Genomic DNA, 11755 nt, shown 5'->3' with positions numbered 1-11755 from the left:
GCTCATCCCCCGGCTCAGCCGATCTGCACCTGATGCAGCACGGGCGGCTCGGGCCAGCCCTGTTCCCGCAGCACCGCCACCGCCGCGGCCACGTCCGGGGCCAGGTCCAGGTCGGCCCCGGCCACCCGGCCCACCCCGGCCGGCATCGACGCCGACCAGGTGCCGTCGGTCTCCTCCACCGTGACCACGTCGCGCAGCGGCAGCGACAGCCCGTGCCCGCTGGCCTTGACCGAGGACTCCTTGCGGGCCCAGGTGAACAGCCGCCGGTGCTCACGGTCGGTGCGCCGCTCGGTGGCGGCCCACTCCTGGTCGGCGAAGATCGAGCTGCGCATGGCCTCCCAGTCCACGGTGCGGCCCTGCTCCACGTCCACGCCGACCTGCACCCCGGGGGCGGCCAGCGCCACGATCACGATCTCGCCGGAGTGCGAGAGGTTGATCTCGACCGGTCGGCTCGTCCCACCGGTGCGCAGGTACGGCTTGCCGTGGCCCTGCTCGTCGCAGGAGATGCAGAACGAGCCCAGCTCCACGGCCGGCGGCGGGGTGCCGGTGACGGCCGAGAGCACCCGGCGCAGCAGCGAGTGCGCGGCCAGCCCACGGTCGCGGTCCTCCGGGCGGCGGTAGCGCCCGATCTTGGCCACCCGGTCGGGGTCCAGGTGGGACGTCAGCTCGGACCGGAGCGAACCGCTCAGGTTCCCGACGTCCACCCGGGACCACCAGATCTCCACCTCCGCCCCCACGGGCGCGGGGTGACTCCCCGGCGACGGGATCGCGGTCAGGGCCGACTCCGGTGACGTACGGGCTTCAGACACCCGCACAGGATGCCCTGATCGCGTCCGCAAAGCCACGGAAGGCCGCAATCCGCACGCCAACTGCGGACGCCCGCCCGATCGTCCATCGTTCCCGACAGGCCGGGCCGGACGGCTCAGAGCCGGGGGAAGTACCGCGAAGTGTGCTCACCGTCCTCGAACACGTCGGACGCCGAGCCGACGATCAGCGGGTCGGGGTTGCCCACAACCTCTTTGTCCTTGCCCTCGTAGGGAAAACGGTGCAGCACGTGGCGCATCGCGTTGAGCCGGGCCCGCTTCTTGTCGTTGCTCTTGACCACCGTCCAGGGCGCGTCGGCGGTGTCGGTGTAGAAGAACATCGCCTCCTTCGCCTCGGTGTAGTCCTGCCACTTGTCCAGCGAGGCCAGGTCCATCGGCGAGAGCTTCCACTGCCGCACCGGGTCGACCTGACGGATCAGGAACCGGGTGCGCTGCTCCAGCTGCGAGACCGAGAACCAGAACTTCACCAGCCGGATCCCCGAGCGCACCAGCATCCGCTCGAGCTCCGGGGCCTGCCGCATGAACTCCAGGTACTCCGGGGCGCTGCAGAAGCCCATCACCCGCTCGACCCCGGCGCGGTTGTACCAGGACCGGTCGTACAGCACGATCTCGCCGGCGGTGGGCAGGGTCTGGATGTAGCGCTGGAAGTACCACTCGCCCTGTTCGCGCTCGCTGGGCTTCTCCAGCGCCACCACCCGGGCGCCGCGCGGGTTCAGGTGCTCCATGAACCGCTTGATCGTGCCGCCCTTGCCGGCCGCGTCGCGCCCCTCGAACAGGATCACGACCTTCTCGCCGGAGCTCTTCACCCAGTTCTGCAGCTTCAGCAGCTCGATCTGGAGCAGGCGCTTCTCGGCCTCGTAGATGTCCCGGCGCAGGCGCTCCTCGTAGGGGTAGCCCTCCCGCCAGGTGTCCACCGGGGAGCCCTCCGCGGTGATCAGGACCGGGTCGTCGTCGTCCGAGTCGTCGACGTGCAGGCCCTCCAGCGGCAGACCCTCCAGCGGGGTGCCGCCGCCGGGCACGTGGATCCGCTCCCGGATCTGGGCCATCCGCTCGCTGTCCAGCCCGGCCATCACCTCGGCCACGTCCTGCGACGGGGCCCCGACCTCGGACGGTCCGCTCTCCGGCTGCTCGGTCGCAGGCGCGTTCTCCATCTGTTCCTTCTCCGTTCCTGCTGGCCACGAGGGCCGCGATGCCAGCCTCCGACGTTCGCACCGTCCGCTGCGCGGCGAACAGGTCACCGAGGCGAGGTTCACTGCGCAACGGCCAGGTGTTCACCGGTTGTTGGCGACGACTGCTCCGGTCCCAAACTCACCCGGAGTGCCGCGGACGGCAAGAGCAGAATTGGGGACGATGGTGAGCCCCCGGGGCGCATCGGTCACCTCGCGGACACGCAGGGGAGCGGATCGGTCACGAGTTCACGTCAGGATCTGCGAAGAGCCCCGGGAAGCGACATGATCAGCGTGCCGGACGACGAATTCTCACGCTGATCGCATCAGCCCGAAGGAGCCGAGCTCACCATGTGGGTCCAGATCGCGCTGGTCGCGGTGCTGATTCTGATCAATGCCCTGCTCTCGGGCTCGGAGATGGCGCTCGTCTCGCTGCGCGAGAGCCAGGTCAACCGGATGGCCGCGGAGGGCGAGAAGGGCAAGCGCCTGGCCAAGCTCACCGCCGACCCGGACCGTTTCCTGTCGACCATCCAGATCGGCATCACCCTGGCCGGCGCCCTGGCCTCGGCGACCGCCGCGGTCACCCTGGCCCAGCCGCTGATCGAGCCGCTCGGCTTCCTCGGCGGGGCCGCCGACGCGGTGGCCGTCTTCGTGGTCACGGTGATCCTGACCTACCTCACCCTGGTCCTCGGTGAGCTCGCCCCCAAGCGGATCGCCATGCAGACCGCGCCGGGCTGGGCGCTGCGGGCCACCGGCCCGATCAACCTGATCGCCACCCTGGCCCGTCCGCTGGTCTGGATCCTGGTGCGCTCCACCGAACTGGTCGTGAGACTGTTCGGCCTGGACCCGAAGGCGGCCCGCGACGAGGTCTCCGAGGAGGAGATCAAGGACATGATCGCCGCCCAGGAGTCGATCCCCGAGCAGCAGCGCTCGATCATCGAGGGCGCCCTGGAGCTCGACGAGCGCAAGCTCTACCAGGTGCTCGTGCCCCGCACCGACGTGGTCTTCGTGTCCGCCACGCAGGACGCGACCGGGGCCCGGGACCTGCTGATCGAGGCCGGCCGCTCGCGCGCCCCGGTGATCGGTGAGACCGAGGACGACGTCATCGGTTTCGTGCACCTGCGGCAGCTGGTGGCCGGGGTCGGCACGGTCGCCGACTACGTGCGCCCGGCCCTGGTCCTGCCCGACTCGGCCGGGGTGCTGCAGGCCCTGGGCCGGATGCAGCAGCAGCGGGGGCAGCTGGCCCTGGTGATGGACGAGTTCGGCGCGGTGGCCGGGATCGTCACCCTGGAGGACCTGCTCGAGGAGATCGTCGGCGAGATCTACGACGAGTTCGACCTGGACACCGCCCAGGTGGTGCACCGGCCCGACGGTGACGTCGAGCTGAACGGCTCCTTCCCCGCCCACGACCTGCCCGACCTGGGCATCGACCTGGACGCCGGGCGCAGCGCCACGATCGCCGGGATCATGCTGGAGGCGCTCGGCGAGTTCCCGCCCGCGGGCACCGAGACCGTCGTGGGCCAGTGGCGCCTGACCGCCCTGGAGGTCACGCCCCGGGCGATCCTGCGGGTCCAGGTGCATCCGCTCGACGAGGCCGAGCTCAACCAGATCGAGGAGGCCAAGGAGGCCGCCCGCCAGGCCCGCGAGAACCGCGACCTGCCCCCGGCCACCGAGATCGCGGCCCTGCCGGAGGACGCCGAGCCCCCGGCCCGGCCGATCTCCGGCTCCACCGAGGAGGCCCGCCCGGCCGACCTCGACCTCACCCCGACCGATCCCCCGGCCCGCACCGACCGCTCCTGAGCCCGGCGGCGGCCGGCCTGATGCAGAATCCGTGCCGGGCCGGGGCCGCGAGGCGGATTGATATGCATCCGCCGGGTCCGGGATAATTCCAGACGGCCCAGAACTCCCGTTTTGCGGCCGGCTGGACCCGGGTACTGCGGCCGAAAGGGTTGTTGCGCTGATGGCAGGTGAACGGACCGGTCCGAGCACTCCGACGATCGTGTTGATCGCGGTGCTCGCGACACCTGTCGTGCTCATCCTGATCTTCTGGCTGATCGGCAGCGGCGGGGGCGACACCGCCGCCGCCAAGGCCGAGTTGCCGAACCTGGTCGGCAAGGGCCTGGAGTGGGCGAAGGACAAGGCCGACGCCTCCGGCTTCGACGACGTGGAGACGCACGACGCGCTCGGCCGCGACCGGCGCTGGAGCGACGACAAGGACTGGGTGGTCTGCTTCCAGACCCCGGGCGCCGGCTCGCAGGACCCGGAGAAGCCGGTCGAGCTCGGGGCCGTCCAGATCGACGAGAAGTGCCCCTCCAGCGACCAGGCCCTGTACAAGAAGGCCACCACCGAGATGCCCGACCTGAAGAACCGCACGGCCTACATGGCCAGTGAGATCCTCGGCGACAACGCCAGCGTGCGTTTCATCGACCGGGAGGACGGCGACGAGGTCGACGGCAACCTGGGCGACTACCGGGTCTGCTCGCAGGAGCCGAAGGCCGGCGAGACGTTCGACGGGGTCCCGGTCAGCATGCTGGTCGTGGAGTACGAGGAGCGCTGCTGAAATTCCCGTTCTGCCTGGCCCTTTCCGGGCCACCCTGAGGACTGCCGGGTTCCTTGACCGGTAAGTAGCCTGTCGGGACTGGTTGTCTCGACACCTGAGGAGAACGGTGAGTACGAGCCCGGACACCGACGTCACCAGCAAGACCGGATCCGCCGAGATCGGGGTGACCGGCCTGGCCGTGATGGGCCGCAACCTGGCCCGGAACCTGGCCCGGCACGGTCACCGGGTGGCGGTGCACAACCGCACCCACGCCCGTACCGAGAGCCTGGTCGCCGACCACGGCGACGAGGGCACCTTCGTGCCCAGCGAGTCGCTCGAGGACTTCGTCGACTCGCTGAGCAAGCCCCGCGTCGTCATCGTCATGGTCAAGGCCGGCCCCGGCACCGACGCGGTGATCGACGAACTGGTGCCGCTGCTGGAGGAGGGCGACATCGTCGTCGACACCGGCAACGCGCACTTCGCCGACACCCGGCGTCGCGAGGAGGCCCTGAAACAGCACGGCCTGCACTTCGTCGGCTGCGGGGTCAGCGGTGGCGAGGAGGGCGCGCTGCTCGGGCCGAGCATCATGCCGGGCGGCTCGAAGTGGGCCTACGACCGGCTGGGCCCGATCTTCGAGTCGATCGCCGCCCAGGTCGAGGGCACGCCGTGCTGCACGCACATCGGCCCCGACGGCGCCGGGCACTTCGTCAAGATGGTGCACAACGGCATCGAGTACGCCGACATGCAGCTCATCGCCGAGGCCTACGACCTGCTGCGCCAGGGCCTGGGCGCCACCCCGGCCGAGATCGCGGAGATCTTCCGGGGCTGGAACGAGGGCGACCTGGAGTCGTTCCTGATCGAGATCACCGCCGACGTGCTCAGCCACACCGACGCCCGCACCGGCCAGGCCTTCGTCGACGTGGTGCAGGACCAGGCCGAGCAGAAGGGCACCGGGCGCTGGACGGTGCAGAACGCGCTCGAACTGGGCGTGCCGATCACCGGGATCGCCGAGGCCACCTTCGCCCGCTCGCTGTCCGGGCACGCCGCCCAGCGGGCCGCCGCCCAGCAGGCGTTCGGCTCGGGCGTGAGCGACGGCTGGGTCGCCGAGGAAGACCGGGACGCGTTCGTCGAAGACGTGCGGGCCGCGCTCTACGCCTCCAAAGTGGTCGCCTACGCCCAGGGTTTCGACCACATCCAGGCCGGTAGCGACGAGTTCGGCTGGGACATCGACCGGGGTAGGACGGCCACCATCTGGCGCGGCGGCTGCATCATCCGCGCGCGTTTCCTGGATCGCATCCGCGAGGCCTACGACGACGACCCCCAGCTGCAGAGCCTGCTGGTGGCGCCCTACTTCGCCGACGCGGTGAGCAAGGGCGCCGACTCCTGGCGCCGGGTGGTGGTGGCCGCGGCCACGAACGGCATTGCCACCCCGGCGTTCTCGTCCTCGCTGGCCTACTACGACGGGCTGCGCCGCGACCGGCTGCCCGCAGCCCTGATCCAGGGCCTGCGAGACCTGTTCGGCGCCCACACCTATCGCCGGGTCGACGCCGAAGGGTCGTTCCACACGCTGTGGGCGGGCGACCGCTCTGAGATCGAGTCCTGAGACCTGAAGACGTTTGTGGGCACCCAGGTGCCCACAAACGTCTTCAGTTCAGAGCAAGTAACGGAAAAGTGGGCTGTTCGCCGGGATCTTCTCGATGTTCGGCGGGGACGCCTCCATCCGGGCGAGCAGGGCGGGCAGGTCGGCCGGGCTGCCCAGCTCGACCCCGACCAGCGCCGGCCCGGTCTCCCGGTTGTTCCGCTTCACGTACTCGAACAGCGTGATGTCGTCGTCGGGGCCCAGCACGTCGTCGAGGAATCGGCGCAGAGCGCCGGGTTCCTGCGGGAAGTCGACCAGGAAGTAGTGCTTGCGGCCCTCGTGGATCAGCGCCCGCTCGACCACCTCGGCGTAGCGGCTGACGTCGTTGTTGCCCCCGCTCAGCAGCACCAGCACGCTCGCCTCCGGGTGCGGCCGGACCACCTCGCCCAGAGCGGCGGCGGCCAGCGCCCCGGCCGGCTCGGCGATGATGCCGTCGGCCTGGTACAGCTCGAGCATCTCGCTGCAGACCCGGCCCTCGGCGACGCTCACCACCTCGACCTTGGTGTCGCGGATGATCGGATAGGTGACCGCCCCGGCCCGGCGCACGGCGGCGCCGTCGACGAAACCGTCGATCTCGGGCAGCGTCACCGGCTCCCCGGCCTGCAGCGCGGCCGCCATGCAGGCCGCCCCGGCGGGCTCGACCCCCACCAGCCGTACCTCCGGGTGCCGTTCGGTGAGCCAGGTGGCGGCCCCGGCCAGCAGCCCTCCCCCGCCCACCGGGATGACCACGATGTCGGGCAGCGCCCGGCCGAGCTCCTCGAGCTGCGAGAACGCCTCGGCGACGGCCGTGCCCTGCCCGGCCACGGTCAGCGGATGGTCGAAGGCCGGCACCAGCGTGGCCCCGGTACGCGCGGCATCGGCCACGGCCTCGGCCGCCGCGTCGTCGTAGGTGTCGCCGAGCACCCGGATCTCCACCAGGTCGCCGCCGAGCACGGCGATCCGGTCCCGCTTCTGCCGCGGCGTGGTGCGCGGCAGGTAGACCCGGCCGGACACACCGAGCCGGGCGCAGGCGTAGGCCAGGCCCTGGGCGTGGTTGCCGGCGCTGGCGCAGACCACCCCGGCCGCGCGCGCATCCGGGCCGAGCTGCGAGATCAGGTTGTAGGCGCCGCGCACCTTGTACGAGCGGACCGGCTGCAGGTCTTCCCGCTTCAGCCAGACCTCGCCCCCCGTGCGGGCACCGAGCCGGTCGGACCGCTGCAGGGGGGTGGGGGCCAGAACCTGGGAGAGCCGGTGCCGGGCATCCTCGACGTCGTGCGCCGTAACCGCTGCGGGCTGGGTACCAGTCGCCATGAGGCGCAAGGTTAGGGCCACCTTGCCTGGCCGTGCCGGACCGTCTCAGCGTGTGGCCCTCAGGGTCGTGCACCCGGCGGAAACCCGTCCGCAGAACGGCCCGGTCGGGTGACCCTGGGGTTCAGGTTCCGGCCGGTGCGGTCGAGGGTCTGGGGTCAGGCCACCGGAGGAGACATCGCCATGATTCGCCGCGTCCTCGTCACCGGAACCATCACGCTCACCACCGTGCTGATCACCACCGCCGGGTCGGCCCTCGCCGCGCCCGCGCCGCTTCGGGCGGCCGATACCGCCGCCGCCCCGGAGCTGAGTGTGCAGACGGTGCGGCCCGGTACGTCGTTCACCCTGAGCCCACCGACGGGCTGCCCCAGCAGCTCCGGTGAGCAGGTGGTCTACATCAGCTACACCGACAGCGAGGACACCACCCACCAGCTCGCCTCGATGACCACCGACGAGCTGGGCAACTGGAGCACGGCGAGGCTGCGGCTGCCGGTGGCCGGGCTGGACGACGCCGGCGCCTGGGACGAGCCGGAGGTCGCGACGGGCCCGGGCACGGTCGACGTGACCTGCCTGAACTCGGACTTCGTGGCCGCGGTGAAGTCGCGCGGGGGCTCGTCGGTGATGCCCGGCCAGGTGCGCAGGGCCGTGATCGATCCGCCCCTGCGGGGCCTGGAGGACGATCCCGAGGACCCGGACCCGGGTGAGGACGACGAGAACGTCACCCTCTCCTACGAGACGGTCCCGCTGACCGCGGTCGGCAACCCGGCCCGGATCAAGGTCACCAACGTGGTGGCCAAGCCGGGCGACACGATCTCGGTGGCGCCGGTGGACGTGTGCGCCGCCTCGGCGGACCCGGCCGCCTCCGCCCGGGTCGAGGTGAGCCCGGCGATGTCGGTCCCTGACGACGAGGGTGGCGACGACGGGGAGGGCGGCGACGACGGGGAGGGCGACGAGGAGGAGGACGTCAGCGGTCTCGGCGCGGAGGCGGACCCGGACGCGATCGTCAGCCTGCCTCTCGAGCTCACCGGGGGCACCTGGCCGGCCACCCAGCTGAAGATCCCGGCCGATGCCGAGCTGGGTGACTACGCGGTGACCGTCGACTGCCTGGACTCGGCCCAGGAGGTCAGCAGCCGGTACGAGGCCGTCCCCCTGGCCCTCGGCACGATCAACGCCGCGGCTGCGGTGTGCTCGGCCAAGGGCGCCACGGTGCGGCTGAGCGGCAGCTACCCCAGCGCACTGACGTCGGGTGACGACGAACTGGAACTTCCGGCCACCGTGCGCTTCAAGGGTTCCGGCCCGTGGACGCTGCGGGTCGACTCGGCCCTCACCGGGGCCGCGCTGCTGAAGCAGAAGGTGGCCTGCCCGGAACCGGACTACGAGCTCACCGTGTCCAAGACCGGCCTGTCGGCCTCGGGCGCGGTCCGGGCCCGGGTCTGCAACACCGGTGACGCCTCGGCCCGCGCGTTGCTCCAGGTGGCCGCGAAGGGCAAGAAGTTCGCCACCGTCGACCGGGAGCTGCTCGGTGTCGACGACTGCAGCTGGCTCACCGGCAGCAAGGTGAAGAAGGGCAGCTCGGTCCGCGCTCGGGTGCTGATCGACCCGGAGGGCAAGGGCAGCACCGACCAGGACGTGGAGCACACCTTCAACGTCCGCAGGCCGGAGTGAGGTAAGGCCAGGGCTACCGACGGGGGACGTCGGGCGGCGGCGCCTGGTGCCGGCTCCCATCCCCGGCGTCCGGCGCGGCGGGCCGTCGGCGTCCCCCGCTCGGCTTCTTCCTGGTCCGGACAACTCACCGCACCGTCGCCCAGTGATCGCAGTAGCGTGCGGGCATGAGCGACTCAACGGGTTCCCAGCTCCCCGTCGTGCCCTACGGCGCGTGGCCCTCCCCGATCAGTGCGGCCGATCTGGTCTCGGGCGTCGTGCGCCCGGTCGAGGCCTGGCCCGGCGAGACCGGCACCTGGTGGACCCAGGCCCGGCCGGATCAGGGCGGCCGGGAGCAACTGGTGTTCCGGGCGGCCGACGGCACGATCACCGACGTGCTGGGGCCGGAGTGGAACGTAAGGACGAGGGTGCACGAGTACGGCGGTGCCGCCTGGTGGGTCTCGGGCGACGTGGTGTTCGCCGTGAAGTGGGACGACCAGCGGCTCTACCGGGTCGAGCCGGGCAAGCGGCCGGTGCCGATCACCCCGGTCCCGCCGGCCGAGGCGGCCTGGCGCTACGCCGACGGCCGGGTCACCCCCGACGGCAAGACCGTTGTCTGCGTGCGTGAGTCGCACGAGGCGGGCGAGGTGCGCAACGAGATCGTCGCCTTCCCGGCGGCCCCCGCAGACACCGTCGACCCCACGCCAACGGTGCTGGTCAGCGGGACCGACTTCGTTGCGGCCCCGCGGATCAGCCCGGACAGCCGACGACTGGCCTGGATCGAGTGGCAGCACCCGAACATGCCGTGGGACAGCACTTCTCTGTGGATGGCCGAGCTGGTCGAGGGTGATGTCCTGCAGACCGCCGACGCCCGTCTGCTCACCGGGGCATCCCGGGTCGGCCGCGGCCGGGCCGCCAGTCGCGACGGACAGTCCCTGATGCAGCCCAGTTTCGGGCCGGACGGACGGCTGTATGTCATCTCCGACGTGTCCGAGTGGTGGAACGTCTACCGCGTCGAGGAGGAAAGTGGGCAACTGACCCAGATTTTCCCGCTGCACCACGAGGTCGGCCGTCCTGCCTGGGTGTTCGGCGACAGCGACTACGTGGTCGACCGGGATCGCCTGGTCTGGATGACCTACACCGACGACAAGGGCGCCAATCTGGTTCGGGTCAGCGAAGACTCGACGGAGTCCGACGCACTGCCCTTCGTCTCCCTCGCGCAGCTCCGCCTGGCCCCGGACGGATCGCGACTGACCGCCCTGGCGGCCCAGGCCACTGCCGAACTGGCCGTGGTCGAGTTCCGGGTAGGCGCAGACAAGCGTCTGAGCTGGAGCATCCTGAACGAGGTCCCCGACCATCGCCTCGACGCAGCCGGCATCTCCGTACCCCGGCACGTGACGTTCCCCAGCGTGGGCGGGCGCGATGCCCATGCGCTGTTCTACCCGCCGGCCTCAGCCTCGGTACGCGCCCCTGAGGGAGAGCGCCCGCCGCTGATCGTGACCGTGCACGGTGGACCCACCAGCGCGGCCAGCTCCGCGTTCCGGCTCCAGACCCAGTACTGGACGAGCCGTGGTTTCGCGGTCATCGACGTGAACTACGGCGGCAGCACGGGTTACGGCCGGCCCTACCGCAAGCTGCTCGACGGATCGTGGGGCATCGTGGACGTCGAGGACGCCTGCGCAGCCGCTCTCTGGGTGTCCGCCCAGGGCCTGGCCGACGCCTCGCGTCTGGCGATCCGGGGCGGGAGTGCCGGTGGTTACACCGTTCTGGCCGCCCTGGCCACGCGGGACGTGTTCACCGCCGGAGCCAGTCTGTACGGGGTGGCCGACCTCGGAGCCCTGGCCGAGGACACGCACAAGTTCGAGTCCCGTTACCTCGACGGCCTGGTCGGCCCCTGGCCGCAGGCCAAGAAGGTCTACACCGAGCGTTCGCCGCTGTCACACATCGACGGCTTCGACCGCCCGCTGATCGTCCTGCAGGGCGAGGAGGACGCCGTCGTCCCCCCGGCACAGGCCGAGATGATCGTGGCCGCGCTGGCGGGGAAGCAGGTGCCCCACAGCTACCTGCTCTTCCCGGGGGAGCAGCACGGTTTCCGTAGGGCCGAGAACATCATTCGGGCGTTCGAGTCGGAGCTCTCGTTCTACGGCCAGGTCTTCGGGTTCGAACCGGCCGGCCTGAGTGAACCGGTGCGGATCCGGCATGCCGAGAACCTTCCTCAGCGCTCGGCGCGTTGAGGTCACGGTTGCGGCGGTAGAGCGCCTTCTACCGCCGCAACCTTCACGGCGTCTTGGTCAGTGGCAAACGCAGTGATGGCGGCCCGCGCCGTCTCCAAGCTTTTGCTTGAAGGCGGGGGCCGCCATCACTGTCTTCAATTTTTGTCCGGCGATGTCCTACTCTCCCACACCGTAACCAGTGCAGTACCATCGGCGCTGGCAGGCTTAGCTTCCGGGTTCGGAATGGGACCGGGCGTTTCCCTGCCGCTATGATCGCCGTAACTCTCTCGGCACAACCGTTGTCACCCTTGGGTGCGTGACGGTCGTTTCCCGTGAACCGCATAGTGGACGTGAGTCATCTTCGCTTCGTGTGCAGAGCGGAGTGTTGTAAGTCATCGGCATATTAGTACCGGTCAGCTTCACAAGTCGTTAGTCCTTGCTTCCAC

Annotated in this window: 8 protein-coding genes and 1 rRNA gene; 5 read left to right on the top strand and 4 right to left on the bottom strand. The window is 70.7% G+C overall.

The genetic code is table 11. The annotated features are described in order from the left end of the window. Window positions 1-14: 14 nt before the first annotated feature. Window positions 15-809, bottom strand: coding sequence for a 4'-phosphopantetheinyl transferase family protein (locus QSK18_RS05570; RefSeq protein WP_285616920.1), 795 nt, complete (start codon window positions 807-809; stop codon window positions 15-17). A 113-nt stretch (window positions 810-922) separates the two neighbouring features. Then, window positions 923-1870, bottom strand: coding sequence for a polyphosphate kinase 2 (gene ppk2 / locus QSK18_RS05565; RefSeq protein ID WP_408624618.1), 948 nt, complete (start codon window positions 1868-1870; stop codon window positions 923-925). 471 nt (window positions 1871-2341) lie between these two features. Here ppk2 and QSK18_RS05560 point away from each other — a divergent pair, with 471 nt between their 5' ends. From QSK18_RS05560 to gnd, 3 genes are all read left to right on the top strand, one after another. Continuing rightward, entirely contained in the window at window positions 2342-3790 is a 1449-nt protein-coding gene (locus QSK18_RS05560) for a hemolysin family protein (protein ID WP_232815192.1), read from the top strand. 160 nt (window positions 3791-3950) lie between these two features. After that, complete coding sequence (locus QSK18_RS05555) at window positions 3951-4550, top strand: hypothetical protein (protein WP_232815191.1); 600 nt, start codon at window positions 3951-3953, stop codon at window positions 4548-4550. Window positions 4551-4656: 106 nt separating this feature from the next. Continuing rightward, the gene (gene gnd / locus QSK18_RS05550; RefSeq protein ID WP_232815190.1) at window positions 4657-6132 is read left to right on the top strand and encodes an NADP-dependent phosphogluconate dehydrogenase; all 1476 of its coding nucleotides are present in this window, start codon (window positions 4657-4659) and stop codon (window positions 6130-6132) included. Between the two features lie 48 nt (window positions 6133-6180). On the opposite strand, the gene ilvA is transcribed toward gnd, so the two are convergent. After that, window positions 6181-7458: a threonine ammonia-lyase IlvA gene (ilvA, locus tag QSK18_RS05545; protein ID WP_232815189.1), complete on the bottom strand. Its 1278-nt coding sequence runs from the start codon at window positions 7456-7458 to the stop codon at window positions 6181-6183. Window positions 7459-7638: 180 nt separating this feature from the next. Here ilvA and QSK18_RS05540 point away from each other — a divergent pair, with 180 nt between their 5' ends. Together QSK18_RS05540 and QSK18_RS05535 are read left to right on the top strand one after the other, a co-directional pair. Continuing rightward, window positions 7639-9120, top strand: a complete 1482-nt coding sequence (locus tag QSK18_RS05540) for a hypothetical protein (protein ID WP_232815188.1) — start codon at window positions 7639-7641, stop codon at window positions 9118-9120. 164 nt (window positions 9121-9284) lie between these two features. Beyond that, complete coding sequence (locus QSK18_RS05535) at window positions 9285-11330, top strand: S9 family peptidase (protein WP_285616914.1); 2046 nt, start codon at window positions 9285-9287, stop codon at window positions 11328-11330. Window positions 11331-11473: 143 nt separating this feature from the next. Here the strand turns inward: QSK18_RS05535 and rrf are convergent. Next, window positions 11474-11590: ribosomal RNA gene (gene rrf / locus QSK18_RS05530) — 5S ribosomal RNA — on the bottom strand. Window positions 11591-11755 lie beyond the last annotated feature (165 nt).

This window comes from Kineosporia sp. NBRC 101677, from assembly GCF_030269265.1.
GTDB lineage: Bacteria > Actinomycetota > Actinomycetes > Actinomycetales > Kineosporiaceae > Kineosporia > Kineosporia rhizophila.
This window is presented reverse-complemented; position numbering and strand designations above follow the sequence as displayed.

Coding starts and splice junctions, on each gene's coding strand:
- ppk2 (WP_408624618.1), bottom strand. CDS start 1,870: ATGGCCCAGATCCGGGAGCGGATCCACGTGCCCGGCGGCGGCACCCCG.
- QSK18_RS05560 (WP_232815192.1), top strand. CDS start 2,342: ATGTGGGTCCAGATCGCGCTGGTCGCGGTGCTGATTCTGATCAATGCC.
- QSK18_RS05555 (WP_232815191.1), top strand. CDS start 3,951: ATGGCAGGTGAACGGACCGGTCCGAGCACTCCGACGATCGTGTTGATC.
- ilvA (WP_232815189.1), bottom strand. CDS start 7,458: ATGGCGACTGGTACCCAGCCCGCAGCGGTTACGGCGCACGACGTCGAG.
- QSK18_RS05540 (WP_232815188.1), top strand. CDS start 7,639: ATGATTCGCCGCGTCCTCGTCACCGGAACCATCACGCTCACCACCGTG.
- QSK18_RS05535 (WP_285616914.1), top strand. CDS start 9,285: ATGAGCGACTCAACGGGTTCCCAGCTCCCCGTCGTGCCCTACGGCGCG.